General features: G+C 62.2%; 22 protein-coding genes. 13 read left to right on the forward strand and 9 right to left on the reverse strand.

Features of this window, described 5'->3' with window-relative positions:
* Positions 1 to 16: 16 nt before the first annotated feature.
* Positions 17 to 2,302: a TonB-dependent receptor gene (locus KC8_RS04590; RefSeq protein ID WP_010124445.1), complete on the reverse strand. Its 2,286-nt coding sequence runs from the start codon at positions 2,300 to 2,302 to the stop codon at positions 17 to 19.
* Between the two features lie 16 nt (positions 2,303 to 2,318).
* Here KC8_RS04590 and KC8_RS20055 point away from each other — a divergent pair, with 16 nt between their 5' ends.
* The 3 genes from KC8_RS20055 (at position 2,319) to KC8_RS04600 (ending at position 4,571) form a co-directional block, all read left to right on the forward strand.
* A complete protein-coding gene (locus KC8_RS20055; protein WP_158217669.1) occupies positions 2,319 to 2,561 on the forward strand; it encodes a hypothetical protein in 243 nt (80 codons plus the stop codon).
* A gap of 150 nt (positions 2,562 to 2,711) precedes the next feature.
* Entirely contained in the window at positions 2,712 to 3,521 is an 810-nt protein-coding gene (locus KC8_RS04595) for an AraC family transcriptional regulator (protein WP_232455623.1), read from the forward strand.
* Positions 3,522 to 3,581: 60 nt separating this feature from the next.
* Complete coding sequence (locus tag KC8_RS04600) at positions 3,582 to 4,571, forward strand: DMT family transporter (protein WP_010124442.1); 990 nt, start codon at positions 3,582 to 3,584, stop codon at positions 4,569 to 4,571.
* A 30-nt stretch (positions 4,572 to 4,601) separates the two neighbouring features.
* Here KC8_RS04600 and KC8_RS04605 read toward each other — a convergent pair whose 3' ends face one another.
* The 3 genes from KC8_RS04605 to KC8_RS04615 all read right to left on the reverse strand — a co-directional run bounded on the left by KC8_RS04605 (position 4,602) and on the right by KC8_RS04615 (position 8,549).
* Positions 4,602 to 5,606, reverse strand: coding sequence for a 50S ribosomal protein L11 methyltransferase (locus tag KC8_RS04605; protein ID WP_029624379.1), 1,005 nt, complete (start codon positions 5,604 to 5,606; stop codon positions 4,602 to 4,604).
* Between the two features lie 256 nt (positions 5,607 to 5,862).
* The gene (locus KC8_RS04610) at positions 5,863 to 7,218 is read right to left on the reverse strand and encodes a methyl-accepting chemotaxis protein (protein WP_010124440.1); all 1,356 of its coding nucleotides are present in this window, start codon (positions 7,216 to 7,218) and stop codon (positions 5,863 to 5,865) included.
* On the reverse strand, positions 7,215 to 8,549 hold the full coding sequence (locus KC8_RS04615; RefSeq protein WP_010124438.1) for a methyl-accepting chemotaxis protein: 1,335 nt from the start codon (positions 8,547 to 8,549) through the stop codon (positions 7,215 to 7,217). Before KC8_RS04615 ends, KC8_RS04610 begins: the two co-directional genes overlap by 4 nt.
* A gap of 156 nt (positions 8,550 to 8,705) precedes the next feature.
* On the opposite strand from KC8_RS04615, the gene sdhC reads away from it, so the two are divergent.
* The 7 genes from sdhC (at position 8,706) to KC8_RS04650 (ending at position 15,580) form a co-directional block, all read left to right on the forward strand.
* The gene (gene sdhC, locus KC8_RS04620; protein ID WP_029624377.1) at positions 8,706 to 9,137 is read left to right on the forward strand and encodes a succinate dehydrogenase, cytochrome b556 subunit; all 432 of its coding nucleotides are present in this window, start codon (positions 8,706 to 8,708) and stop codon (positions 9,135 to 9,137) included.
* Positions 9,137 to 9,526: a succinate dehydrogenase, hydrophobic membrane anchor protein gene (gene sdhD / locus KC8_RS04625; protein ID WP_010124434.1), complete on the forward strand. Its 390-nt coding sequence runs from the start codon at positions 9,137 to 9,139 to the stop codon at positions 9,524 to 9,526. The genes sdhC and sdhD overlap by 1 nt, the downstream gene beginning before the upstream one ends.
* Positions 9,526 to 11,328, forward strand: coding sequence for a succinate dehydrogenase flavoprotein subunit (sdhA, locus tag KC8_RS04630; protein ID WP_010124432.1), 1,803 nt, complete (start codon positions 9,526 to 9,528; stop codon positions 11,326 to 11,328). The genes sdhD and sdhA overlap by 1 nt, the downstream gene beginning before the upstream one ends.
* A gap of 9 nt (positions 11,329 to 11,337) precedes the next feature.
* Entirely contained in the window at positions 11,338 to 12,123 is a 786-nt protein-coding gene (locus KC8_RS04635) for a succinate dehydrogenase iron-sulfur subunit (protein WP_010124430.1), read from the forward strand.
* A 13-nt stretch (positions 12,124 to 12,136) separates the two neighbouring features.
* On the forward strand, positions 12,137 to 12,583 hold the full coding sequence (locus KC8_RS04640; RefSeq protein ID WP_010124428.1) for a PaaI family thioesterase: 447 nt from the start codon (positions 12,137 to 12,139) through the stop codon (positions 12,581 to 12,583).
* Entirely contained in the window at positions 12,580 to 13,692 is a 1,113-nt protein-coding gene (gene zapE, locus KC8_RS04645; protein ID WP_010124426.1) for a cell division protein ZapE, read from the forward strand. Before KC8_RS04640 ends, zapE begins: the two co-directional genes overlap by 4 nt.
* Before the next feature lie 79 nt (positions 13,693 to 13,771).
* Positions 13,772 to 15,580, forward strand: a complete 1,809-nt coding sequence (locus tag KC8_RS04650; protein ID WP_010124425.1) for a gamma-glutamyltransferase family protein — start codon at positions 13,772 to 13,774, stop codon at positions 15,578 to 15,580.
* Here KC8_RS04650 and KC8_RS04655 read toward each other — a convergent pair whose 3' ends face one another.
* From KC8_RS04655 to KC8_RS04665, 3 genes are all read right to left on the reverse strand, one after another.
* On the reverse strand, positions 15,581 to 16,348 hold the full coding sequence (locus KC8_RS04655) for a hypothetical protein (RefSeq protein ID WP_010124424.1): 768 nt from the start codon (positions 16,346 to 16,348) through the stop codon (positions 15,581 to 15,583). It abuts the gene before it with no gap.
* 89 nt (positions 16,349 to 16,437) lie between these two features.
* Entirely contained in the window at positions 16,438 to 17,574 is a 1,137-nt protein-coding gene (locus KC8_RS04660) for an acyl-CoA dehydrogenase family protein (protein WP_010124423.1), read from the reverse strand.
* A gap of 4 nt (positions 17,575 to 17,578) precedes the next feature.
* Positions 17,579 to 18,745: an acyl-CoA dehydrogenase family protein gene (locus tag KC8_RS04665; protein ID WP_010124422.1), complete on the reverse strand. Its 1,167-nt coding sequence runs from the start codon at positions 18,743 to 18,745 to the stop codon at positions 17,579 to 17,581.
* Positions 18,746 to 18,856: 111 nt separating this feature from the next.
* On the opposite strand from KC8_RS04665, the gene KC8_RS04670 reads away from it, so the two are divergent.
* On the forward strand, positions 18,857 to 19,231 hold the full coding sequence (locus KC8_RS04670) for a nuclear transport factor 2 family protein (RefSeq protein ID WP_010124421.1): 375 nt from the start codon (positions 18,857 to 18,859) through the stop codon (positions 19,229 to 19,231).
* 26 nt (positions 19,232 to 19,257) lie between these two features.
* Positions 19,258 to 19,668 (forward strand): EVE domain-containing protein, encoded by a 411-nt coding sequence (locus KC8_RS04675; RefSeq protein WP_010124420.1) that lies wholly within the window; start codon positions 19,258 to 19,260, stop codon positions 19,666 to 19,668.
* A gap of 610 nt (positions 19,669 to 20,278) precedes the next feature.
* Here the strand turns inward: KC8_RS04675 and typA are convergent.
* Both typA and KC8_RS04685 read right to left on the reverse strand, forming a co-directional pair.
* On the reverse strand, positions 20,279 to 22,099 hold the full coding sequence (gene typA / locus KC8_RS04680) for a translational GTPase TypA (RefSeq protein WP_010124419.1): 1,821 nt from the start codon (positions 22,097 to 22,099) through the stop codon (positions 20,279 to 20,281).
* Positions 22,100 to 22,233: 134 nt separating this feature from the next.
* The gene (locus KC8_RS04685; RefSeq protein ID WP_010124417.1) at positions 22,234 to 23,844 is read right to left on the reverse strand and encodes an alkaline phosphatase family protein; all 1,611 of its coding nucleotides are present in this window, start codon (positions 23,842 to 23,844) and stop codon (positions 22,234 to 22,236) included.
* Between the two features lie 104 nt (positions 23,845 to 23,948).
* Here KC8_RS04685 and KC8_RS04690 point away from each other — a divergent pair, with 104 nt between their 5' ends.
* A complete protein-coding gene (locus KC8_RS04690) occupies positions 23,949 to 26,012 on the forward strand; it encodes a protein-disulfide reductase DsbD family protein (RefSeq protein ID WP_010124415.1) in 2,064 nt (687 codons plus the stop codon).
* Positions 26,013 to 26,026: the final 14 nt, after the last annotated feature.

Consider the following 26,026-nt stretch of genomic DNA (forward strand, 5'->3'; position numbering starts at 1 on the left):
CCATTACCGGGCATATTCAGATTTTTGTACGCAGGGTTATGCCGTAAGTCCGCGGATCGCCGGTTCCGCCGCTATATTGGCCGGTGTTGAAGGCGGCTGGGCCAATGCTGTTGTAATATTTGGTGTCAAACAGGTTCCGCGCGAACAAGGACGCATCCCACCGTTCATCGGTGGATCGCACACCAAGCCGGATGTTGGTCAACCCATAGCTGCCGACCACCGCATCGGCGGCAAGGTTGTAAGCTGCGTTGAACTTGGACCGATAGCTGTAGTTGACGTTGATATAGGCTTCCGATCCCGAGGTCAGATCGGCGGCATATTCCCCGCCGACAGCCGCGGAATATTTGGATACGCCAGGCAACGCCCGCCCACTTAGATCACACACCGCCTGCGCATATTCGATGGGGCAAGGCGCGTTGGTGAAATCACGATAGGTCGCATCCACGTAGCTGGCCGATGCGAACAGGCTTAACCCACCAATCGGACGCAATGTGGCATCTGCCTCGAACCCACGCGAACGCACGGTGCCGACATTGGCGATGTAAGCGGTCAACGCGACGGCAGTATCGATCTGCTGGCTTTGATAGTTACGGATTTCCGTCGAGAAAGCCGAAACATTCAACGTCAACCGCCGATCGAACAGGCTCGATTTGATCCCCGCTTCGAAATTTTCTACCTTTTCCGGGGCAACCACCGGCGGCGCGCCCGTCGCATTGAGGTTCAGCCCGCCCGATTTATACCCGCGTGCATAGGTGCCATAGATCATCACATCAGGCGTTATCTTGTACGATAGCGTCGCCAGCCCCGATACATTGTCTTCACTCGTTTTGGCAAAATAACGTGGGATATTACGCCCGAAATTGTTGCGGATTGCCTGTGCGCCCAGAAGAATCTGTCCCGGCGTCAATACTGGTCCGCGCTGGACTTGATCAAAAAAACCGTTTTTCTTTTCATGGGTATAGCGCAGACCGCCCGTCAAATCGAGGCGATCGACAATATGCCATGTCAACTGGCCAAACGCCGCATAGCTCTTGGTATTCGCCTGCGCAGTGCCATCTACGAAAAACCCGTCCAGCGCCGCCTGCGCGCCAGCCGAAGCCTGCGTGCTGCCGGCGGCCGGACCAATGATCCAAAGCGCCGCGTCTGGCCCGTACTTGGTGAAGATTTTATTGTCGATCCGCTGTGAAAAATAATAGAGACCGGCAACATAATCGACCACATTGTCACCATTAGAAGCAACCCGCAGCTCCTGGCTGAACTGCTCCTGCTTTTCGCGGATTCCGGCATCGGTGAAGATATCGAGTCCGATAGTATCGGCGTCGATCGTCGGCAGATAGGAGAGCGAGCGCCAAGCCGTGACTGACGTGATCGTGGCAGCACCCAGATCCAGGTCGGCAATGCCGCTGACACCACGCGTTTTGACGGCCAAACCAAGCGGTCGATTGAGATCAAGTTTGCGCGCGAACGGGTCGATCGCCAGCGGTGTATAATCAAAGCGCGCGGCACGCGCATAAAAGTCGTTAGCAACCGCCGATCCATCAAGCCGCGTCTGACGCACCGTTGTCATTGATCCGATGCAGCATTCCTGCTGGAGATCGCTGTAATCCGCGATCAGCCGTAGCGAAAAACTGTCCGTCGGCTTGAAAAGCAATTGTCCGCGCACGGAAAAGCTGTGCAGATCGTTCTTGCGCGAACCATCGCGCACATTGGTGCTGAACCCCTTGTCGCGGGTCGTGTTGGTCACGCTGACGCGCACAGCCAGCTTGTCATTGATCGGCGCGCTACCCGAAGCACGCACCTGGATCGACCGGTAATTGCCCGCGCTCAACTCCCCCCGGAACTCAGGATCGAACGACGGGGCCTGTGTTGTGATGTTGATCGCACCGGCAGTCGTATTCTTGCCAAACAGAGTACCTTGCGGGCCACGCAGCACTTCAACCCGTTCCAGATCATAAAGATCGAACGCGGCCTGTGCCGGACGGCTGTAATAGACCTGATCGACATAGACCCCGACACCATATTCGATGCCAAGGCTGGCGAAGGCGGGCGTTGCACCAAGACCGCGAATATTGATGTTCGTCTGTCGCGCGTTGGTTGATGTAATTTGAAGGCTGGGCGCCAGTTGCGCTACTTGCGCAAGCCCCACAGTGCCCGGAACGGAGACCTGCGCGTCGTTCAGCGCGGTAAGGGCAATCGGCACATCCTGTGCACGCTCAGTACGCCGACGCGCGGTCACGAGAATGGTGTCGCCGTCATCTGCGGCCGTGCGCGCCTCCGGCACTGCCGGTTGTGCTTGCGCCATGGCCGATGGTGCCTGGATGGCCGCCAAGGCCACACCAGCAGTCAGCAACGCTGCGTTTCGTCGTGCTATCATCCTCGGATTTCCTTATATGCTGCATAACGCGCTTATTTTTGATCCGGTCATGCCGGCATCGTTAACGCATCATGGGCGCGCCCCTTGTGACAAGCGGCGCGACTGGTTCGATGGAGCCATCTTTCTTAATAAGACTCGCAAATGGCCGATGAAGCGGCCAGCCTTGGCGATGGGCGAATATTACTAATTTATATCAATATTTTACCCTGGATTTTGAAGAGGCCCTCACTTAATCCGATCCATTCTCTACTGTAAAAATAGATTTAATCGGGACCGGCGAAGCTCTGCTGGTTTACGTAAGCGACGCCGATCATGCTGTTCTCGCGCGCGCTCGAAAATGCGGGGCTCCGCACTAGGGAAACCGGGCGGAAAGCCCTATGATCAACGAATGTCACCCCCTCTGCCCATCGCTCTGAATGTCCGCAGCTACGGCCGGGATAGTGGCGCGGACCGACACGACTTTGCGCAGCTGGTGCTCCCGCTTGCAGGATCACTCGCGATCGATATCGCAGGACGGGAGGGACGGCTCGACCCATGTCAGGCGGCCTTTGTCGATCGCGACACCCGCCACTCGCAGGCCAGCGACAAGCCAAATCGATCGCTGATCCTTGATTTCGATCCGGCCACCATTGCACCCGAAGTCGTCGACCGATTGAGCGAGCGTCCGTTCCTGCCGCTCACCCCGGCAGCCGGCAAACTCATCGACTTTATGGGCTTGTTGCTGGCCGATGGCGGCACCCACACCCACACCGTCGAACTGTGGGCGCCGCTGCTGTTCGACGCGCTGGCCAGCGCGCTCCCCGCGCAACGATCCCGATTGGGAATATTGCTCGCCGCGATGGAAGCCCAACCGGGATTCGCATGGACGACGGCGACGATGGCCATGCGTGCAGGCGTCAGCGTTAGCCGGCTTCATGCGTTGTTCCGTGAGGAATTGGATAGCACCCCACGCACTTATCTGTCCCGGATTCGGCTCAGGCACGTCCGTGAAGGACTAGCGCGGTCCGATCACTCGATTGCCAAACTGGCGTTTCGCAATGGTTACGCCGATCAGAGCGCCCTCACCCGTGCCATGCGCCTGGCGACAGGCATGACGCCTGCCGCCTATCGACATCTGGCGCGAGAGACAGTGCACAAAAAGCAATAGTCCGCGTCAAGACTTCACAGCCTTTTCCGGCCAACTGGCACCGCACATCAGGAGGCCAGCGTGACGGACAGTGGCAGGATCTTGGCCGGGATCGGATTTGGCGTCGCGGCCGGCGCGCTATGGGGGCTGGTGTTTATTGCACCGGAACTGGTTCGCACCTTCACGCCGCTCCAGCTTTCGGCTGGTCGTTATCTCGCTTATGGCCTGTTCGCGACAGTTCTTGTCGCGCCCCGCTGGCGGGAACTTACCGTCCGGCTCGGCCGGTCCGAATGGCGGGCGCTCGCATGGCTCAGCCTGCTCGGCAATATCCTATATTACGTCCTGCTCGCCAGCGCAGTGCAACTGGGCGGCGTCGCAATAACGTCCCTCGTCATAGGGTTTTTGCCGATCGCGATCACAATCATCGGCAGCCGGGATCGGAACGCCGTACCGCTGCACAAGCTGATCCCCTCATTACTGATGAGCGCGGCGGCGATCCTGTGCATCGGATGGGAAGCACTGGGCGCAACAGCCACCGGCGCCCAGACCGCACGCATCGCGGGATTTCTGTGCGCGGTTGGCGCCCTGCTGTCGTGGACAGCATATGCTGTCGGCAACAGCCGCTGTCTTGCCCGCCTAGACCATCTGTCCGCGCATGACTGGAACCTGCTGGTCGGTGTGATGACAGGAGCGCAGGCACTGCTGCTTGTGCCGCCAGCGTTGCTGATCGGCACCACCAGTCACAGCCTCCCTGAATGGCTCCAGTTCGCGGCCGTCGCCGCAGGCATCGCAATCTTTGCATCCATTATCGGCAACGCCTTGTGGAACCGGATGAGCCGACTGCTCCCGCTCACCCTTGCCGGGCAGATGATCCTGTTCGAAACGCTATTCGCACTGCTTTATGGCTTCCTGTGGGAACAGCGCCTGCCCACCGTTGGCGAAGCGATCGCAATCGTCCTGGTCGCAGCAAGCGTGCTATCCTGCGTCTCCGCCCATCGTCTCCGTCCCCCACACCCACCTTCCGATCAAAGGGAATGTGCTGGTGGACCGCCCCGATCCGGTCAGGCCTGATCGGGGCTGCTCAAAAATCCCATTCCGTCGTCAGCGCCGCCGCTTGACGAGCCGCAACGTCGGCCAGTCGCCCCGAACGATGCTGTCCGCCAGCCGCATCCCCTGTCGGCGATAAGCCGCCGCCACGCGATCGGCCTGCGTATCCAACAGGCCTGCCAGGATCAGCGATCCGCCCGGCAGCAATGATCCAGCCAGCACCGGGGCCAGTTCGATCAACGGCCCCGCCAGAATGTTCGCAATGACCAGATCATAGGGCGACCGCGCGTGCAGCCGCGGGTGAGCGAGGCCGGCAGCCGTAATCAGTTCGACGCGACTGGAAAGCCGGCCGACCCGATCCTGCCCCGCCGGAATGCCGTTCACGATGGCATTTTCTTCCGTCACCTCGATTGCCACCGGATCGATATCCGAAGCCGCGATCCGCGCGCGCGGCCACACCGCGCCGGCGGCGAACGCAAGCAACCCTGTGCCCGTGCCGACATCGACAATATCGGTGAAACGCAGGCCGTTGCGCTTCATGCGATCGATCATCAGCAGACAGCCGGTCGTTGTTTCGTGATGGCCGGTGCCAAAGGCCCGGCCAGCCTCGATGGTGAAAGCGATCGTGCCATCCGGCACCGGATCGGTCGAAGCCGGGGTCCGCACATAGAAACGCCCGGCGCGGATCGGTTCCAACCCCGCCTGTGAAAGCGTCACCCAATCCTGCTCCGCAATATGCTCGATCACAGGTTCCTGATCCGCCGCACTGGGTGCAAGCGACCGGATGATCCCGATCAGTTCCGCATCAGGCCTGTTTTCGAAATAGGCATCCATCTGCCAGACATCGGGTTTCGTCGGGTCTGGCTCGCTGGTCATCACGGTGGGTGATGGATCGAGCATGGCCAGGGCAGGAACATCTTCGGCCAATGCTTCGGCTTCGGACTTGGTGCAGGGCAAGGTCAGTTTCCAGCTGCCCTCGCGCGCGGCATCGAACGGGAATCCGGTCACGCCGTCCCCTTTTGGCTCACTGCCACGTTTCTTTGGGGGTTTAGCGGACATAACTGGCTCCGTTAAAGTCGATTGCGGCGCACCTATTCCATGATCGGGCGTACAGCGAATAGAAATTGGTGATTTTGGCCTCTCCAGAGGATAGCCCGCTGCCGAACGGCGGATCGGCAATCGCGCGGTCCCCAGCAGATATACGGGCGGCAGAGCCGAATCCCCGGTTCTCGCCCGTCGAGAGGATATGGATGGCCATGCCGGCCCGATAGGCGGACTGGACCGTGGAGGAAAGGCCCCGCCTGACTGCAGGAGTTCAGCCGTGAATGCGGGTGACGAACTCACCGGCCGCTCTGGCCAGTCCTGAAAGGCGCGAATCCGCCTGCTTCAATCCGGTTTCCAGTCGATCAATCTGCTGGGCGACAGCTTCCGAATCGACATGGATCAGTGCCATCGTCTGCGCGGAGCTTTCCGCCGCGAGCGCGGTTTCATCGACGGCGGCAGTGATCGACGTCACGGTCTGCGCCTGCGTTTCCATCGCCTGCTGGATGCGGCGGGCGGACGTCTGCACCTCCCCCACTGTGTCGCGGATCGATCCGTTGGCCTGCAACGTCTGGTTGGTCGCAGCCTGAATGGCCGAAATCTTGGCGGCGATATCGTCGGTCGCCCGCGCCGTCTGGTTGGCGAGGCTCTTCACTTCCTGGGCAACCACAGCAAAGCCACGCCCGGCATCGCCCGCACGGGCCGCTTCGATCGTCGCGTTCAGCGCCAGCAGGTTGGTCTGTCCGGCAATGTCGCGGATCAGCCCGAGGATCGATTCGATCGCCTTGGCATGATCCGACAGCGCCTCGGTTACCGAAACCGCCTCGGCCGACTGCGCCGCCGCCCGCGTTGCAACGGCAGCCGCCGATTCGACTTCGCCCCGCGCATCTTCGATCGCCCGGATCAGGCCGGCGGCCGTATGCGCCGCCTCACGCATCGCCGTCGCCGACTGTTCCGACGCCAATGCCACCTCGGATGCCTTGCCCAGCATCCCCCGCACGGCCAGCGATGCTTCGGATGCGCTGACCCGCAGCTGTTCGCCCTCAGCCGACGCATGTTCGACCTCGGATCCGATCTGTTCGCGGAACAAGGCCGCCCCGGCATTGCGCTGTTCCGTCTGATCACGCTCGCGAATGGCGGCGACCAGCGCGGTCATCACCTCAGCTTCCAATGCGGCCAGCCGCATCGCGGTATCCGCCAGCCTTACATAGCGCGCATGGTCACCGCCCACGGCGTCATAAAGCAATTCGTTCACCTTGCGATGTCCCGCAGCCAGCGCAGCCAGCACACGCGTCAGCGGAAGGCCATTAGCATAGGCAGCCCCCACCCGATCGCGGGCCACATCAACCCACGCCTGATCGGTCGGGGCGGAATATTTACGCCGCGCATAATCAACGGCTTCGTCAAAGGCCTGGGCGCCCATGCGGTCGATAGTCGCGCCATAATGATCCCAATATGTCGCGATGATCTCGCGTTCACGCCCCTCGATCAGCGACCATATTTCCGCGCCGTCGCGCGCCAATGTTCCCTCACGGTCGAACTCGGGCAGGCGATCCGCCAGCCGTACCGAATATGTCACACGTTCTTCGCGCAGTGGACCGCAGGTCGCGATCATCGACGTTTCTTTCATGCGGCGATCCGCGAGACAAATTCGCTGGTAGCCACTTCCAGGTCGCTCAACCGCGAATCGACCGTCTGGAATCCGCTTTCAAGCCTGTCGATTTCACCGGCGACAGCCACGGTATCCGAACGGATCGCCGCAATCGTCCCCGACATCGAATCGGCCGCGAGCGCGGTTTCATCGACGGCAGCGGTGATCGACGTCACGGTCTGCGCCTGCGTTTCCATCGCCTGCTGGATGCGGCGGGCGGACGTCTGCACTTCCCCCACTGTGTCGCGGATCGATCCGTTGGCCTGCAACGTCTGGTTGGTCGCAGCCTGAATGGCCGAAATCTTGGCGGCGATATCGTCGGTCGCCCGCGCCGTCTGGTTGGCGAGGCTCTTCACTTCCTGGGCAACCACGGCAAAGCCACGCCCGGCATCGCCCGCACGGGCCGCTTCGATCGTCGCGTTCAGCGCCAGCAGGTTGGTCTGTCCGGCAATGTCGCGGATCAACCCGAGGATCGATTCGATCGCCTTGGCATGATCCGACAGCGCCTCGGTCACCGAAACCGCCTCGGCCGACTGCGCCGCCGCCCGCGTTGCAACCGCGGCCGCCGATTCGACTTCGCCCCGCGCATCTTCGATCGCCCGGATCAGGCCGGCGGCCGTATGCGCCGCCTCACGCATCGCCGTCGTCGACTGTTCCGCTGCAGCCGCCACTTCGGATGCCTTCCCCAGCATTCCCCGCGCCGCGGCCGATGTCTGCGCCGTCTTGTTCTTCAGATCACGGGCGTTGGTGACGGTATCTTCGAGAATCGCGACCACCGTACCCTTGAAACGGCTGCTTGCGTCCGCGCGCTGGGCGACCGCGGCATTCCGCTGGATATGCGTAATCTGGGCAAGGATAATCTCGGCCTCGATGCACGACATGCGGTGAACGACATAGATTGCCCGGCGTCGCGTATCAGCGTCCGGAAGTGAAGTGCGAAGCTTCTCCGACAGGATTTCGGCAAAGGTGATTATCCCTTCGATCACGATCGGCAGGGGAATGCCGCCATGATAAATCTCGCGCGCCGGTGAAGCGGCGTGGAGCACCCAGCGGGCATCCAGCGGCATCGTATATTTCTGTACGATGTGATCGATGAAACGATCGGTGCTGCCCTGCCCTTTAAACTCGGTATTTTCCCAATATTCCCGCGCAGTTTCGCGGATCTGCTCCGCCCCATGGCTCCACAGGAAACGAATGCCGGATTCGAGACGGCCATCCTGATTGTAAAGCGTGAGCCGCTGATCGGCTTCCTCAACGGGCATCGGCACATGCACTTCGGCCGGTGTCTGTCGCACGAAAAAGTCGGTCACTCTATATTCTCCCCTGCGAGCCGGGGCCCGCCCCGCGGGACCGAGCATAGGCGCGCGTTGGTAAATGCACCGTTATTCCGCAACAGATCGCCGGCCGAGGTTGCATGACGTTACGGTTCGTCTAAAGGAACGGCGCATATCGACAGGGGGACGTTCATGTCTCGTAACGCCGCACGCCCGCTTTCTCCTCACCTCACCATCTGGCGGTGGGGCGCACACATGCTGGTTTCGATCCTGCATCGTGCAACGGGCACTGCCCTCGCTATCGGCGGGGGAATTTTGTTTACCTGGTGGCTGGCCGCTGCGGCCAGCGGCCCGGATTCCTATGCCAATTTCCGGTATTATGCCGTTGAATCCGCTGCCAACGATACGTTGGGCTGCGTGATCAACGTCCTGGCCCGGATCGTTGTGATTGGGCTTACCTGGAGCTTCTTCCAGCACATGTTCTCCGGTATCCGCCACTTTGTGCTCGATACCGGCGCGGGATATGAGCTGAAGTCCAACCGCACCGGCGCGATCCTGACGATGGTCGGATCGGTTCTGATCACCGCCCTGCTCTGGGGCTATATGATGTTCGCGAGGGGCTGATGGGAACGGGAACGGGCATTGGCCGCGTCCGCGGCTTGGGATCCGCCAAGCACGGATCGCTCCATTGGTGGCACCAGCGGCTGACGGCCGTTGGCAACCTCATCCTGCTTTTGTGGTTCGTGGTCTCGCTGTTCCGCCTGCCGGTGCTGGATTACACGACGGTCGTGACGTGGGCATCCTCCCCATTCGTGGCGGTCGCACTCGTGCTGTTGACGATCTCGGTCTTCTGGCACCTGCGCATCGGCCTGCAGGTTTTCATCGAGGATTATGTGCATGACGACGCCTATCGCGTCGCGGCGCTCCTCGCCCTCAATTTCTACGCGGTCGGGGCGGCCGCGCTCGCGATCTTCTCGATCCTGAAGATTGCGTTCGGTGGAGTTCAAGGCTGATGTCGGAAGCCTATAAGATCATCGACCACGTCTACGACACCGTTGTCGTGGGCGCCGGCGGCTCGGGCCTGCGCGCAACCATGGGATCGGCGGAAGCCGGCCTCAAGACCGCGTGCATCACCAAGGTGTTCCCGACGCGCAGCCACACAGTTGCAGCGCAGGGCGGCATCGCGGCCAGTCTGGGCAATAACAGCCCGGATCACTGGACCTGGCACATGTACGATACCGTCAAGGGATCGGATTGGCTGGGCGACCAGGACGCGATCGAATATATGGTGCGTGAAGCGCCTGCCGCGGTTTATGAACTTGAACATGCCGGTGTGCCGTTTAGCCGCAACGACAACGGGACGATCTACCAGCGTCCGTTCGGCGGCCACATGCAGAATATGGGCAATGGCCCGCCGGTGCAGCGCACCTGCGCTGCGGCCGATCGCACCGGCCACGCGATGCTCCACGCGCTCTATCAGCAGAGCCTGAAGTACGACGCGGACTTCTTCATTGAATATTTCGCGATCGACCTGATCATGGAAAATGGCGAATGCCGCGGCGTGATCGCGCTGTGCATGGAAGATGGCAGCATCCATCGTTTCCGCAGCCATTCTGTTGTGCTGGCCACGGGCGGCTATGGCCGTTCCTATTTCTCGGCGACGTCGGCCCACACCTGCACGGGTGACGGCGGCGGCATGGTGCTGCGCGCGGGCCTCCCGTTGCAGGACCTCGAGTTCGTCCAGTTCCACCCGACCGGCATTTACGGCGCGGGCGTGCTCATCACCGAAGGCGCGCGCGGCGAAGGCGGCTACCTCACCAATTCCGAAGGTGAACGCTTCATGGAGCGTTACGCCCCGTCGGCCAAGGATCTCGCCTCGCGCGACGTCGTTTCCCGTTCGATGGCGATGGAAATGCGCGAAGGGCGCGGCGTCGGCCCCAAGGGCGACCATATCTACCTGCACCTCGATCATATCGATCCGGCGGTGCTGGCGGAACGCCTGCCCGGCATCACCGAAAGCGGCAAGATCTTCGCAGGCGTCGATCTCACCCGCCAGCCGCTGCCGGTCACGCCGACGGTCCATTACAATATGGGCGGCATTCCGTGTAACTATCACGGCCAGGTGCTGACCAAGAAGGGCGACGATACCGAAGTGGTCGTGCCCGGCCTGTTCGCAGTCGGCGAAGCGGCATGCGTTTCGGTCCATGGCGCAAACCGCCTGGGTTCGAACTCGCTGATTGATCTCGTCGTGTTCGGCCGTGCTACCGGCCTGCACCTCAAGGAAACGGTCAAGCCGAATTCGCCGCACAAGGAACTGCCGAGGGATTCGGCGGATCTCGCGCTCACGCGTCTCGACAAGTATCGCAACGCCAAGGGCGGCTCGCCAACGGCCGAAGTGCGGCTCGACATGCAGCACACGATGCAGAAGCATGCTGCCGTGTTCCGCGACAGCGCCCTCCTCGCCGAAGGCGTCCAGCGGATGCAACAGGTCAACAAACGGATGCAGGACATCGGCGTCACCGATCGCTCGCTGATCTGGAACACCGACCTGATCGAAACGCTCGAACTCGACAACCTGATGGCCCAAGCCGTCTGCACCATGGAAAGCGCGGAAAACCGCAAGGAATCGCGCGGCGCCCATGCGCATGAAGACTTCCCGGATCGTGATGACGCGAACTGGATGAAGCACACCATTTCGTGGTTCGAAGGCTGGGGCGGTTCGGGTGGCAAGGTCACGCTCGATTATCGTCCGGTGCACGATTACACGCTCACCGACGAGGCTGAGTATATCAAGCCCAAGGCGCGGGTTTACTGAGGACGGATCATGGCTGAATTCTCGCTTCCCAAGAACAGCAAGATCAAGTCCGGCGGCAAGGTCCACAAGGCCCCGGCCGGCGCGACGAACGTCAAGACCTTCAAGGTCTATCGTTACGATCCGGATTCGGGTGAAAACCCACGTTACGACAAGTTCGAACTCGACCTTGCCGAAACCGGGCCGATGGTGCTCGACGCGCTGATCAAAATGAAGAATGAGCAGGATCCCTCGCTCACCTTCCGTCGTTCGTGCCGTGAAGGGATTTGCGGTTCCTGTTCGATGAACATGAACGGTAAGAACGGCCTCGCCTGCACCACCGCGATCGAGGATTGCAAGGGCGAGGTGCGCATCACCCCGCTGCCGCACATGGACGTGATCAAGGATCTGGTTCCGGATTTCACGCATTTCTATGCGCAATACGCCTCGATCCAGCCCTGGCTGAAGACCGTTACCCCGCCCCCCTCGGGCAAGGAACGCCTCCAGTCGCCGGAAGATCGCGCCAAGCTCGATGGCCTGTACGAGTGCATCCTGTGCGCCTGCTGCTCAACATCGTGCCCCAGCTACTGGTGGAACAGCGACAAGTTCCTCGGCCCGGCGATCCTGCTTCAGGCGTATCGCTGGCTGGCTGACAGCCGTGACGAGTTCACGGGTGAGCGCCTGGACGAGCTGGAAGATCCCTTCCGCCTCTATCGCTGCCACACCATCATGAACTGCTCGAACGTGTGCCCCAAGGGTCTCAGCCCGGCGCGCGCGATCGCGGAGATCAAGAAGATGGAAGTCGAGCGCCAGATCTAAGGCGCAAGACGGCGTGGAAGCCTTATTCACCAGCGAACCCGATCCCGGCTATCCGGGCTGGAACCGTTGGGAACTGCACGATAGCGGCCGCTTTCTCGACACGCTTGGCTCCGTCCACGTCCAGCCGGATGTGGACGGAAAAGCCCGCGTGCGAATGGTACCGGGGCGCCAGCATTCCAACATGCTCAACAACGTCCACGGTGGCGCGATGCTCGGCTTTATCGACATCGCATTGTTCGCGGGCGCGGAAACCTGCGGCGCCAAGGCGGCAGGCAACGCCGTCACGCTCGATTGCAATGTCCAGTTCCTCGCCGGCGCGGTGCTCGACGAACCACTGGATGCCGTCGTCGAAGTGCTGCGCGAAACGGGCCGGCTGATCTTCGTGCGCGGCCTAGTTGAACAGGCCAGCGGCACGATCGCGGCCTTTTCCGCAACGCTGCGCAAGGCCGGCAAACGATGAGCACCGTCCGCGATCGCTACGCCGATCTGCTTGCCACCGGCCAGTTGCGGCCTGATGCCGATCAGGCCCGCACGGTCGAACGGCTTCATGCGCTGGCCGAAGAACTGTCTGTCCAGCCCGAAAAGGGCAGCGTACTCTGGCGGATGCTGCGCAAAGCACCCCCGCCCCCGCGTGGTATTTACATGTGGGGCGGCGTCGGCAGGGGCAAGTCCATGTTGATGGACCTGTTCTTCGATTGCGTGCGGATGAACCACAAGCGCCGCGTCCATTTCCACGAATTCATGATCGAGGTGCATGATCGCCTACGGATCGAACGCGCCAAGGAAAAAGGCGATCCGATCCAGCCCGTCGTGGCTGCGCTCGCGGAAGAAGCCAAGCTGCTCGCCTTCGATGAGATGGTGATCAACAATACCGCTGATGCGATGATCATGAGCCGGCTGTTCACCGGGCTGATCGATGCCGGGGTCGTCATCGTCACCACGTCCAACCGTGCGCCGATCGATCTCTATAAAGACGGCCTCAACCGTGAACATTTCCTGCCGTTCATCGCGCTGATCGAAGCGCGGCTGGACGTCATCACCCTTGACGGGCCGACCGATTACCGCCTCGCGCGCCTCGGTGGCGCACCCACCTGGTACGTCCCGAATGGCCCGGAAGCGACCGAAGCCGTTCGCGCGGCGTTTTTTCGACTGACCGATTTTCCGCCCGAAGATTCGCTCCATGTGCCCAGCGCCGAACTCGCCATCCATGGCGGCCGATCGATGCACGTGCCGAAAAGCCTGAAAGGTGTCGCCGTCTTCTCGTTCAAGCGGCTGTGCAGCGAAGCCCGCGGCGCGCCGGATTATCTGGCGATCGCACGCAATTACCACACGGCCGTCATCGTCGGCATTCCCGTACTCGGCCCGGACAAGCGCAACGAGGCCGCACGGTTCAAGACTCTGATCGACGCGCTGTACGAACATAAGGTCAAGCTAATCGCCACCGCCGATGCCGAACCGGGCGATCTCTACCCGGCAGGCGACGGCGCATTCGAATTCGAACGCACGATCAGCCGGCTGATGGAAATGCAGTCGCGCGATTATCTTGCCCAAGGCCACGGCGCGGACTGATCGTATAGCGAACGGGATTGGTGTCGCTGCCTCCGCCCGCTATCTTCTCCCCAACCTTATATCGTTCGGGGAGCCTGCTATGAAACGCCGCACCTTCCTCGCTGCCCTGCCCGCCGCCGCCGTGTCACCTGCCATCTTGCGCGCCGAGACGCCCGCCCCCGCCCCGATCTGGACCCCCGGTTCCATCCAGTTCAATCGCCCGGATGTACACGGCGGTGATCGCCCGGTTGGCGCCAGCTTCGCCTCGCGCTCCGCCGTTTACGGCTTGTCCGGCGCTGCCGGGTCCGCACAGCCGCTGGCCACGCTCGCCGGGATCGAAATTCTGAAAAAAGGCGGGTCCGCAGTCGATGCCGTGATCGCGATCAACGCGTGCCTTGGCTTTCTCGAACCCACCGGCTGCGGCATCGGCGGCGATCTTTATGCCCTGTTGTGGGATCCGAAGAAGGGTAAGGTCGACGGCCTCGCCAGTTCTGGCCGCTCCCCACGTAGCCTGAGTTTCGAGACGGCACGTTCCCGCACCAAAAACGGTGTACTGCCAGCCTATGGCGCGGTTTCCGTGTCGGTACCCGGCACCGTCGCGGGCTGGTGGGCACTCCACCAGCGGCACGGCAAACTGAAATGGGCCGACCTGTTCGAACCCGCGATCGCCATGACCGAAGGCGGTGTCCCCGTCGCCCCGATCATTGCGCATTATATCGGCCGCGCCATGGCCAATTTCGCCAAGCCCGGCATGGGCATCGAGGAAACTGAAAACGCCCGCAAGGTGTGGGCGCCCGGCGGCGTGGTGCCCAGGGAGGGCGATCCATTCCGCAACCCCGACCTTGCCCGCACCTACCGCCTTATTGCGCAAGGTGGCCGCGACGCTTTCTATGCCGGCCCTATCGCCGAAACCATCGAACGCTATTTCCGCCGCATCGGCGGCTGGCTGACCCGCGCCGATCTCGCGGCACATCAAGCCGAATGGGTAACCCCTTTGGAAACCACCTATCGCGGCATCGGCGTGCAGGCGATCGGCGCGAATACACAAGGGCTGGCCACGCTCCAGATGCTCAACATCCTGGAGAATTTCGATCTCAGGGAAGCGGGCTTCCAATCACCCTTGTCGATCCATCTGCAGGCGGAGGCCAAACGCCTCGCCTACGAAGATCGCGCCCGATATTATGCCGATCCCGCCTTCGCCAAGGTGCCGTTTGAATGGCTCGGCTCCAAGGACTATGCCGCCCAGCGCGCCAAACTGATCCGCCCCGATCGACTGATGACCGATCTTCGCCCAGGCACCGCGCCATCGCATGGCGATACCACCTATCTCACCGTCGCCGATAGGGACGGGCTGATGATATCGCTCATCCAGTCCAACTTCCGTGGCATGGGGTCCGGCCTCGTCGCCGACGGCCTTGGATTCATGTTCCAGGATCGCGGCCAGCTTTTCTCCTTCCAACCCGGCCATCCCAACCTCTACGCACCGGGCAAACGCCCATTCCAGACGATCATCCCCGGCTTCGCGACGAAAGATGGCAAACCATGGCTCAGCTTCGGCGTGATGGGCGGCGACATGCAGCCGCAAGGGCAGACGCAGATCATCGTCAACCGCGCCGATTATGGCCTCGATGCACAGGCCGCCGGCGACAGCCCACGCTGGCACCATGAAGGATCATCCGAAAGCATGGGTGAAGATGCGGGCGATGAAGGCCCCACCGGCCTGCTCCGGCTGGAAAGCGGCGTACCCGAAGCAACCCGCACCGCGCTGATCGGCATGGGCTGGACGATCGGGGCATCGGACGGCGGTTTCGGCCGCTACCAATGCGTCGAACGGATCGAACACAATGGCGAACGGGTCTACGCCGCCGCCAGCGAAATGCGGGCGGATGGCACCGCACTGGCTTATTGATTACAGGATCGCCGCCATGTCCAAGCAGCATGGCGAGCGGCCTATCAGTACGCCGATCAATCGGAACCGACGGCCAGTGAACCGTGGTTCTCCTAAGGCAACGCTATTGCGGCACGACAACAAAATGGGGTCGACAGGTGCCGTAGTGATAGTGGGCCTCATCTTTGCCGAGATGAACAGATCTGCACACGCGATACTTAAATGTACCGGATTATCGAGGTCGTAGGGGCCCTCCAAATTACCAAAGGCCGCGATGTCGGCCCTCGGCACAACGATGTTATCGGCTGGATTCTGGGTGGTCGGATACTGACGCAGCCGTTCGAGAAAGGACTTCCGCATCGCGTCATAAGCTACCGTCAGGATTTCCGGAGCAGTCCGATCAATCTCCGCGTCGATGCGCTTAGCATAAATACGCAATGGACTGACCACGAATGATCGAGGCCGCATTTCGCTAAACTGCGGTTCGGGAACAATCTTGCGGATTGCCGCAACTGTGGCGGGCACCAAAGCGGGCACAAACTTCATTCCGACATCGCGACGGCTATCGGCCACAGCACGACAGCCTTTCTCAAAGCCGACGCGCCTGATCTCTGCACGCATGGCTGGGTCATTATAGATCAGATTGCTCAAGCGCCCTGGCAACCTGCTTTCGGCTGTCGCAAGCCGCTCAAACGCCAGTTCGGGCAAGGCCGATTGAGCGAACCCCGGTCCAGCGATAGAGGTGGAAAGCCAAAGGCTCGACGAAAACGTGCGGAACAAGCCCTTCATCCAAGTTTCTCTAGTTCGCCGTTACCCAGCGGTCTTCGTTTCATCATACGCACCCCACCGCGCCGGATCACCCCAACTCGCCAAAAATCCTAATATCCGTTCAACCGCGCGACGCGATCGGCGTGGAAGGCCGCGTCGCCGAAAAACTCGTCGAGCACGCGGTGGCGTTTTATATAGAGGCCGATGTCATATTCGTCGGTCATGCCGATACCGCCGTGCATCTGGATGCCTTCCTGCACCGCCAACGCCGCCGCCCGCCCTGTCTTGGCTTTGGCGACAGCCACCATCAGGGCAGCCCCTGCTTCCCCAGCGTCCAGCAATTGCTGCGCCTTCAGCACGGACGCGCGTGCGATTTCCAGTTCGGAGTAAAGGTGCGCAGTGCGATGCTGTAGCGCCTGAAACTCGCCGATCAGCCGACCGAACTGCTTGCGCTGACGCAAATAATCCACGGTCAGCGCCATGGCCGCGCCGGCCACGCCAAGCATTTCGGCCGCAGCCCCCGCCCGGCCCGCATCCAGCGCACGGGCCAGCGGCTGCCAGCCGCCATCGACCGCGCCAATCACCGCGCCTGCATCCACCTCGACACCGTTAAAATCAATCCGTGCGGCGATCGAACTGTCGGCCAGACGGACGGCTTCGGTGAACAGACCGGCCGCTCCCTTCTCCACCGCGAACAGGGTGATTCCGTTTTCATCGCCGGCATTGCCCGAGGTCCGCGCGGCGACGACCAGCAGGTTCGCCACATGGCCGTGGGCCACGAACTGCTTGCCCCCGGTCAGCCGGAAACCATTACCCGCGCGCTCCGCCATCATCGCGGTCGCCGCCGGCCGGTGCTTGCGCCCCTCGTCCACCGCGATCGCGGCCACCGTCTCGCCGGCAAGGATGCCGGGCAGGTAGCGCGCGCGCAGTTCGGCATCGCCGGCCTTGAGCGCCGTCACCGCCGCCACCGCCGTCGCCAGGAAAGGCGATGGCGCAAGATTGCGGCCGATCTCTTCCAGCACGATACCCGCTTCGACATGGCCAAGGCCGCTGCCACCCGCAGCTTCGGGCACCAGCACGCCGGTCAGCCCCATTTCGGCGAACTGCCGCCAAAGATCGCGCGAAAAGCCGGTTTCGTCGCCACTGTCGCGCAACTGGCGCAGATGCTTCACCGGGGCATGTTCGGCCAGGAACGGCGCCGCCATGTCCTTGAGCATCGTCTGGTCTTCGGTATGGAATAACGCCATCGGATCAGGCCCCCGGCAAGTTCAGGATATGCTTGGCAATGATGCCGAGCTGCACTTCGCTGGTGCCGCCTTCGATCGAATTGGCCTTCGATCGAAGCCAGTTGCGTGGCACTGTGCCTCCGTCAGACCGTGCGCTTTCCCATTCCAGCGCGTCCGATCCGCCAGCCGCCATTTCCAGTTCCAGCTTGCGCTTGTTCAGTTCGGTTCCGGCATATTTCATCATCGACGGTTGCGCCGGGTGCGCGCGGCCATGTTTCAGTTCGTCGAGGAATTTTTCGGACATCGCGCGGAATGCCAGCGCATCCACGTCATGCAGCGCCACTTGCGCGCGGAGCACCGGATCTTCGAATGCCCCGAGATCCGCCACAAGCTGGCGGCCAAGCGATGGATCGCCGGTTCCGAACCCCATCGAACTGATCATTTCGCGTTCGTGGCCCAGCAGATATTTGGCGACGGTCCAGCCCTGGTTTACCGCGCCGACGATCTGGTCCTTGGGGACCTTCACATTGTCGAAGAAGGTTTCGCAAAAAGGGGACGAGCCGGAAATCAGCAGGATCGGTTTGGTTGATACTCCAGTTGAGGCCATATCGAACAAAAGGAAGCTGATACCGCCCTGCTTTGTTGTTGGATCCGTGCGGACGAGGCAGAATATCCAGTCGGCCTTGTCGGCATAGCTGGTCCAGACCTTCTGGCCGTTGACCAGCCAGTGATCGCCCATGTCTTCGGCGCGGGTTTGCAGGCCGGCGAGGTCCGATCCCGCGCCCGGCTCCGAATAGCCCTGGCACCAGCGGATTTTTCCCTGAGCGATTTCAGGAAGATAATGACGTTTCTGCTCTTCGGTTCCGAACTGCAACAGCGCCGGACCCAGCATCCATATGCCAAAACTGTGAAGCGGGCTGCGGCACCCCAGCGCGGCCATCTCCTGCCGTAAAATCTTGGTTTGTTCGGGGGACAGGCCACCACCGCCATATTCCTTCGGCCAGTCCGGCACCGTCCAGCCGCGCGCGGCCATCGCTTCGAACCATTGCTGCTGTTCAGGGCTGGCGAACCGCGAATTACGGCCGCCCCAATAGGCATCGTCGAGCGCAGTGGCCGGTTCGCGCATCGCCGGCGGGCAATTCGCCTCCAGCCAGGCGCGCGTTTCGGCGCGAAAGCTTGTTTCGTCGGTCATTCCTGTCCTCTCCGCCGGGTTGTGGCCCCGATTCCGCCAAGACATGCCACCGCTTGACGCTAACGTAAAGGACACGTCATGCTATCAAACGGCCCGACAAGGGAGAGACGGATGAGCAACGACGTGCTGATGCGGCGCTATTATACCGCCTATAACAGCGAGGACGAGACGCAGATCGCGCCGCTGCTGGCTGACGACCTGGTGCTTGTATCAGCCGCTGGCGAACAGAAGGGCCGCGATGCCTATCTCGCCACCTATCGCTGGATGATCGCCACCTTCGAAGATCGCATGACCCCGGAACGGATCGCGGGCGATGCGGACGGCGCCACCGTCGATATCCACGATCGGCTGGTGGCACGATCCGACGTCGACGATTTCCTCGGCCTGTCCCCCCGCGCCGGCGAGGCGATCGAACTGAGCCTCACCGGGCGTTATACGATCAGCGACGGACAGATCACCCGGATCGAGATTGCCCCCCGCACCTGAATGCCCATCCATCGAGGAGCTTGCCCATGGCCCATTGGCTGATGAAATCGGAACCCGAATCCTATTCGTGGGACGATCTCGTCCGCGATGGCACGACCGAATGGGACGGCGTGCGCAACCCGACGGCGCGCATCCACCTGCGCGCGATGCAGGTGGGAGATGAGGCGTTTTTCTATCATAGCGGCGCGGACAAGGCCTGCGTCGGCGTGATGCAAGTGACGCGGACCGCGCAACCGGACGGCCCCGATGGCAAATGGGTATCGGTCGCGGTCGCGCCGGTCGCGGCCCTCGCCTCCCCCGTTACGCTCGCCACGATCAAGGGCGACGCGCGGCTGGCGGGGCTGGAGATGATCCGCCAGTCGCGGCTTTCGGTGTCGCCGGTGGGGGACGCGGAATGGCAGGCCATCATCAATCTGGCGGGCGGTACGAAAAACTGAGCGCCCGCGGCGTGGGAACAAATTCAATTTGGGACTGCTGGATGCAGGATGCCGCCCAATTGCTGCCTGTCAGGACACGCCGACATTGCGGACGTTTACCTAAGTGGACAGAATGTGCGCGACGGGGGGCAAGCAATGCGTGTTCGACGGATAGCATGGATGACAGTAATCGCAGCCATTATAGGGAGCGCCCCCACGCTGATGAATACAGGAAGTATCGTCCTTTACGATCCGCACCGTGAAGTTGCATCTGCACATGCTGTCGACGGCTTGGGACAGAGGCAAGATCTTGTCCCTGTAGGTATTGCATATGTGGGGGTGCCAAAGCTTGAAGGCACAATCGAAATCCGATGTTCCAACGGGAGCGTCATCCGGACCGGCTACGTCACCCCTGGCGCGCAGATGTGGCTGAGATTGCGTGAGCACGGCGAGTGCTCAAATCGCTGAATATCAGGTCTGCTCCCCCGACTTTCCTGCCGTTCGGAGGTCGCTAGACAGCTCCCGAGACCCGACGCGCGTTCATCACCAGAATTTGGTCACACGGCCCTGCACCGACCACATACGAAAAGGCCGGCCTTCCCATTTGGAAAGACCGGCCTTTTTCGTGTCTTTAGGCAGCCTTGGCGCGCGACGCCTTCTTGCGCTCGTGCGGATCGAGATGGCGCTTGCGCAGGCGGATCGACTTGGGCGTCACCTCCACCAGTTCATCATCGTCGATATAGGCAATCGCCTGTTCGAGCGTCATCTTCCACGGCGGCGTCAGGCGGATCGCATCGTCCTTGCCACCGCTGGCGCGGAAGTTGGTCAGCTGCTTGGCCTTCATCGGATTGACTTCAAGGTCATCCGTCTTGGCGTTTTCGCCGATGATCATGCCTTCGTAGAGCGCTTCGCCCGGTTCGACCATCAGGATGCCGCGATCTTCCAGCGGGCCGAGCGCATAGGCATTCGCCTCGCCCGCACCGTTGGAGATCAGCACGCCATTCTTGCGGCCTTCGATATTGCCCTTGTGGGGGCCATATTTTTCGAACAGCCGGTTCATGATCCCGGTGCCGCGCGTATCGGACAGGAATTCGCCATGATAGCCGATCAGCCCGCGCGACGGCGCGGAGAAGGTGATGCGGGTCTTGCCGCCGCCCGACGGACGCATGTCGGTCAGTTCGCCCTTCCGGATCGACATCTTTTCGACGACCGTACCCGAATGCTCTTCGTCGACGTCGATGACGACGGTTTCATACGGTTCGGTCTTGCCGCCGGCTTCGTCGGTCTGGAACAGCACGCGCGGGCGGCTGATGCCCAGTTCGAAACCTTCGCGACGCATCGTTTCGATGAGCACGCCAAGCTGAAGTTCACCACGACCGGCCACTTCGAAGCTGTCGCGATCGGCAGATTCGGTGATCTTGATCGCCACGTTCGATTCCGCTTCGCGGAACAGGCGATCGCGGATCATGCGGCTCGTCACCTTGGTGCCTTCGCGGCCGGCCATCGGCGAATCGTTCACCGCGAAACGCATCGACAGCGTCGGCGGATCGATCGGCTGCGCATGCAGCGGTTCGGTGACGGAGATATCGGCGATCGTGTTTGCGACGGTCGCGGTGGTCAGGCCCGCGATCGAAATGATGTCGCCAGCCTTGGCTTCATCGACGGGAACGCGCTCAAGCCCGCGGAAGGCCATGATCTTCGATGCGCGACCGGTTTCGACGACATTGCCGTCCGAATCGAGCGCATGGACCTGCATGTTGGTCTTCACGGTGCCGGAAGCGACCAGACCGGTCAGGATGCGACCGAGGAAGTTATCACGGTCGAGCAGCGTCACGAGGAACTTGAACGGACCGTCCGGATCAGCCTTGGGCGCGGGCACATGATCGACGATCTTTTGGAACAGCGGGCGCAGCGTACCTTCGCGCACCGTGGGTTCGTCGCCTGCGTAACCATTGCGGCCCGACGCAAACAGAACCGGGAAATCAAGCTGTTCGTCCGTGGCATCGAGGCTGACGAACAGATCGAACACCTCGTCCAGCACTTCCTGCGTGCGTTCGTCGGCGCGGTCGATCTTGTTGACGACGACGATCGGGCGGAGGCCCAGCGCCAGCGCCTTGCCGGTGACGAACTTCGTCTGCGGCATCGCGCCTTCGGACGAGTCGACCAGCAGGATCACCCCGTCGACCATCGACAGGATGCGTTCCACCTCACCGCCGAAATCGGCGTGGCCGGGCGTATCGACGATGTTGATCCGCGTGCCTTCCCATTCGATGGAAGTGCACTTGGCGAGGATGGTGATCCCTCGCTCTTTTTCGAGATCGTTCGAGTCCATGGCACGTTCTTCGACACGCTGATTGTCTCGGAACGTGCCGGACTGGCGGAAGAGCTGATCAACCAGGGTTGTTTTGCCATGATCGACGTGCGCGATGATGGCCACGTTGCGGAGGCTCATGAAATGACGGTCCTGCGAGGGAGGGATTTGGGCGCGCCATATCCGAATCGCCGCGTTGCAACAAGGCGGCATTCACATGCGCATGCGGATTAGCGCACGATTGGCCGTCCTTCGAGCAGCAGGACGGCCTACGATCAGGGGCAGGTCGACCCGGCCCCGGCATCCAGATCGCGGCAACGCCCGTCAATCTCCTCAGGCGGAATGGCCAGACCGACCAGCGCGCCAAGCGTGGGCATGATATCCACGGTTTCGATCGACAATGGCTGTTCGAACCCGATCGTTCCCGGCCGGTAGAACAGGATCGGGACACGCCGGTCGTTCGACCATGGCGAACCGTGGGTCGCCACATAGCCGCGCATCGGATTGGCGATCGGCATGACATTGGGTTTCAGCAGGACGATCAGATCACCCGACCGTTCAGGATCGAAGGACGCCCGCGCCCGTTCGGCAAGGGACCATTCTTCGACGGGCGGCCGCGGAGACGGCATGCGGCGCAAATCATCCGCCGTGAACACAACTTCGACCTGGCGATGCGCCGACAAGCGGGCCTTGAGCGCGGATAGAATGAGCGGCCGGACATCCGCTGCAATTTCGCGCGACAGATACCAATCGCCGAACGGCCCATCGGAATAAACCAGGTCTTCGCCGATCGTGATGCCAAGGTCTTTCGCCAACGCCGCGCCAAATGCCTTCGGGCTGAGATTCGGATCGATTCGTTCGGCATCCGGAAAACCGCGCTGCTGTGCCCGTTCAGTCAGATCGTGGCCACCATGATCGGCCGTCAACACAACGACATAGGGCACCTTCGTTGCATCGAGTGCGGCGAGGATCCGGCCAATATTATGATCCAGCGCCACCATCTGCGCGCACATCTCCGCACCTTCGGTACCGAAGGCGTGGCCGACATAATCGGTGGCGGACAGGCCGATGGTCAGGACGTCCGTGCCCGCGCCGCGGCCCAGCTTCATTTCGGACAGCAGGCCGATTGCGAGATCCGTCGTCGCCGCATCGAAATCGCCGGCAGCACGAAAGCCGCCAAAATCCTCGGCTTTGCGATCGGCGAGCACGCCGACCTGCTTGCCCGCCCCCAGCGGCACGGCCAGCGACCGCGATCGACACATTTCGGGCAGTGCCGCCTTTGACGGCTTGGCCACGAGCGAGGCGACCCGCGCATTGATGGTCCCTACCGTCACGGGCGGCGGGCTGGTCCGCCCCGCCAGCGGGACATAGCTTTTACCGCCCCAGAACCAGATCTGATCGGTTTTATGGCCGCCCATCATGATCGCCGCGCGATCCTTGCCGGCAACCGCGACCACGCGGGTGGCAGGATCGGCGCCCTTCATGCGATCCCCCAAGGTCGGCACCTTCAGATATTGCGGGGACACGACATATTTGTTGGAATTGCTGCCGGGGACCGACGGGTCTTCCGAACAATAGACCTTCTTGTCGGCGCGCGGCAGGGACAGATCGTACCAATTGTTGGCGATGATCCCGCTGCGCGACGGCCGCGATCCGGTAAGGATCGTCGAATGGCCGGGGCAGGTTTCGGTCGCGGCATGGCTTTGATAGCCGGCCGGAAAGACCACGCCGTTGGCGAGCCGTTTCATCCCGTTCGTGAAATGCTGGCGATATTCCGCGAAAAGATCGGCGGAAAACTGGTCGACAGACACCGCCACGATCAGCCTGGGCTTTGCCGGTCCGGCCGTTACCTGGGCCATCGCCGCCACCGGGATCGCCAGCGCCATCGCTGCGATCGTAACGCTTTGCCACGGATTCACTATATTGCCCCCGGTATGCTTGCACAGCCCGACGATGCTATAGCTCAGGCCTATTTCGAGTTGGAGCCCCGATGATCGCCTTCGGTTACCGATTGATGACGTGGCTGGCGGTGCTGTTTTCCGTCACCCCGGCGCTTGCCCAGGCGCCGCACATCCAGCCCCGGCTGGTGGCGGAAAGCACCGCCCCGGCGGGCGGCGGCACGACGACGCTGGCATTGGTGATGCAGCCCGCGCCGACATGGCATGGCTATTGGAAGAATCCCGGTGATTCCGGCATCGAAACCAGCATCGAATGGCGCCTGCCCGCTGGCGTCGAAGCCGGCGAACTCACCTATCCCGTGCCCCATACGCTGATCATCGCCGGCCTGATGAACTATGTTTATGAAGGCGAATATGCCCAGCTGATCCCGCTGCAGCTGCCCCAAGGGCTGGCGCCGGGCACAAAATTGCCGATCCGCGGCACGGCCAAGTGGCTGGCCTGCACCAAGGAAATCTGCGTCCCGGAAAAAGCGGAAATCGCGGTCGACCTCGTCGTCGGCGATGGCCGGGCCGATGCCGCGCTGGCCGATGATTTCAGCCGCTGGCGGGCCGCCATGCCAAAGCCGCTTGGCAGTTCCGGCCGCTTCGCGCTCAACGGCGAAACATTCCGCCTCGCCGTGCCCCTGCCCGCCAAGCTGGACGTCGCCGACGTCTATTTCTTCCCGCTCACCGATGGCGCGATCGACTATGCCGCGCCGCAATCGATCAGCCGCAACGGCGATACCCTGATCGTCGAAGTAAAGGCCGCCGGTGCCGCCGGCGGGCTGGGCCAAGTCGACGGCGTGCTGCGCATCGGCAAGGACAATGGCCTGTCGCTTTCCGCCACGCCCGGCGAAGTGCCGGCGGCCGGCGCCCCTGTCCTCGCGTCGAATGCGGGCAACGGCGAGGGTGCCGGTGGGTCGTTCAAAAGCGTCGCGCTGGCGCTGGGCGGCGCGATCCTTGGTGGGTTGTTGCTCAACATCATGCCCTGCGTGTTCCCGATCCTGAGCCTGAAGGCCCTGAAACTTGCCCGCGCCGGCGGCGACGAGCGCGCCGCACGGGGCGAGGCACTGGCTTATACGGCGGGGGCCGTGCTGGTTTGCGCGGCATTGGGGGGCGCATTGCTGATGCTGCGCGCCGGTGGCGAAGCGGTGGGCTGGGCGTTCCAGTTGCAGGATCCGCGCGTCATCCTGGCGCTGCTGCTGCTGACCGCCGCCATCGCACTCAATCTGGCCGGGCTGTTCGAACTGCCGGCCATTACCGGCGGCGATACGCTTGCCGGCAAGAATGGCGCACATGGCGCATTCTGGACCGGGGCGCTGGCCGCGTTCGTCGCCACGCCGTGCACCGGCCCGTTCATGGGCGCGGCGCTGGGCGCGGCGCTGATCCTGCCCGCGCCGGCCGCGATGGCCGTTTTCGCAGGACTTGGCTTCGGCCTCGCAATCCCCTTTCTCGCGCTCGGTTTCATCCCGGCGCTTCGCCGCCGCCTCCCCAAGCCGGGGCCATGGATGGATCAGCTGCGCCGGATCCTTTCCATCCCGATGTTTTTGACCGCGCTTGGCCTTGCCTGGATTCTCGGGCGGCTGGCCGGCGTGGACGGAATGACGATCGGGCTGGGCGCCGCCCTGATCAGCGGTTTTGCCCTCTGGTGGGTCGGCAGGCGACAGGCCGTAAGCCGGACGGCCGCGTGGTGGCCGCTCGCGCCTGCCGCCGCCGCCGCGATCGCGTTGCTGATGACGATCCCCCGCGCACCGGTTTCAGCCGCCGCTCCGGTGGAAAATGCACTGGGTGCGCAAGCCTTCAGCGAAACCAGGCTCGCCGCGCTTCAGGCCGAAGGACGCCCCGTTTTCGTCTATTTCACCGCCGATTGGTGCCTGACCTGCAAGGTCAACGAAAAGGCCGCGATCGAGCGGACCGAAGTGGCCGAAGCCTTTGCCGCCGCCAATGTCGCGGTGCTGGTGGGCGACTGGACCAACGGCGATGCGGCGATCGGCCGCTTCCTGGCAGCACAGGGCCGATCGGGTGTGCCGCTGTATATGTACTACCGGCCCGGTCAGCCGCCCGAAATCCTGCCGCAGGTGCTGACCCCCGGAACATTGACAGCCTTGAGCGCCTGATGCCCGATCATGTC

Source organism: Sphingomonas sp. KC8 (assembly GCF_002151445.1).
GTDB lineage: Bacteria > Pseudomonadota > Alphaproteobacteria > Sphingomonadales > Sphingomonadaceae > Sphingomonas_E.

Bases quoted from the DNA above. Each gene is read 5' to 3' on its own strand.
- KC8_RS04605 (WP_029624379.1), bottom strand. From the start codon at position 5,606: ATGTCCGCTAAACCCCCAAAGAAACGTGGCAGTGAGCCAAAAGGGGAC.
- KC8_RS04635 (WP_010124430.1), top strand. From the start codon at position 11,338: ATGGCTGAATTCTCGCTTCCCAAGAACAGCAAGATCAAGTCCGGCGGC.
- zapE (WP_010124426.1), top strand. From the start codon at position 12,580: ATGAGCACCGTCCGCGATCGCTACGCCGATCTGCTTGCCACCGGCCAG.
- KC8_RS04685 (WP_010124417.1), bottom strand. From the start codon at position 23,844: ATGGCGCTGGCGATCCCGGTGGCGGCGATGGCCCAGGTAACGGCCGGA.
- KC8_RS04660 (WP_010124423.1), bottom strand. From the start codon at position 17,574: ATGGCGTTATTCCATACCGAAGACCAGACGATGCTCAAGGACATGGCG.
- KC8_RS04610 (WP_010124440.1), bottom strand. From the start codon at position 7,218: ATGAAAGAAACGTCGATGATCGCGACCTGCGGTCCACTGCGCGAAGAA.
- KC8_RS20055 (WP_158217669.1), top strand. From the start codon at position 2,319: ATGGCCGCCAAGGCCACACCAGCAGTCAGCAACGCTGCGTTTCGTCGT.
- sdhA (WP_010124432.1), top strand. From the start codon at position 9,526: ATGTCGGAAGCCTATAAGATCATCGACCACGTCTACGACACCGTTGTC.
- KC8_RS04650 (WP_010124425.1), top strand. From the start codon at position 13,772: ATGAAACGCCGCACCTTCCTCGCTGCCCTGCCCGCCGCCGCCGTGTCA.
- KC8_RS04655 (WP_010124424.1), bottom strand. From the start codon at position 16,348: ATGAAGGGCTTGTTCCGCACGTTTTCGTCGAGCCTTTGGCTTTCCACC.
- KC8_RS04675 (WP_010124420.1), top strand. From the start codon at position 19,258: ATGGCCCATTGGCTGATGAAATCGGAACCCGAATCCTATTCGTGGGAC.
- sdhD (WP_010124434.1), top strand. From the start codon at position 9,137: ATGGGAACGGGAACGGGCATTGGCCGCGTCCGCGGCTTGGGATCCGCC.
- KC8_RS04665 (WP_010124422.1), bottom strand. From the start codon at position 18,745: ATGACCGACGAAACAAGCTTTCGCGCCGAAACGCGCGCCTGGCTGGAG.
- KC8_RS04595 (WP_232455623.1), top strand. From the start codon at position 2,712: ATGCGGGGCTCCGCACTAGGGAAACCGGGCGGAAAGCCCTATGATCAA.
- KC8_RS04670 (WP_010124421.1), top strand. From the start codon at position 18,857: ATGAGCAACGACGTGCTGATGCGGCGCTATTATACCGCCTATAACAGC.
- typA (WP_010124419.1), bottom strand. From the start codon at position 22,099: ATGAGCCTCCGCAACGTGGCCATCATCGCGCACGTCGATCATGGCAAA.
- sdhC (WP_029624377.1), top strand. From the start codon at position 8,706: ATGTCTCGTAACGCCGCACGCCCGCTTTCTCCTCACCTCACCATCTGG.
- KC8_RS04690 (WP_010124415.1), top strand. From the start codon at position 23,949: ATGATCGCCTTCGGTTACCGATTGATGACGTGGCTGGCGGTGCTGTTT.
- KC8_RS04590 (WP_010124445.1), bottom strand. From the start codon at position 2,302: ATGGCGCAAGCACAACCGGCAGTGCCGGAGGCGCGCACGGCCGCAGAT.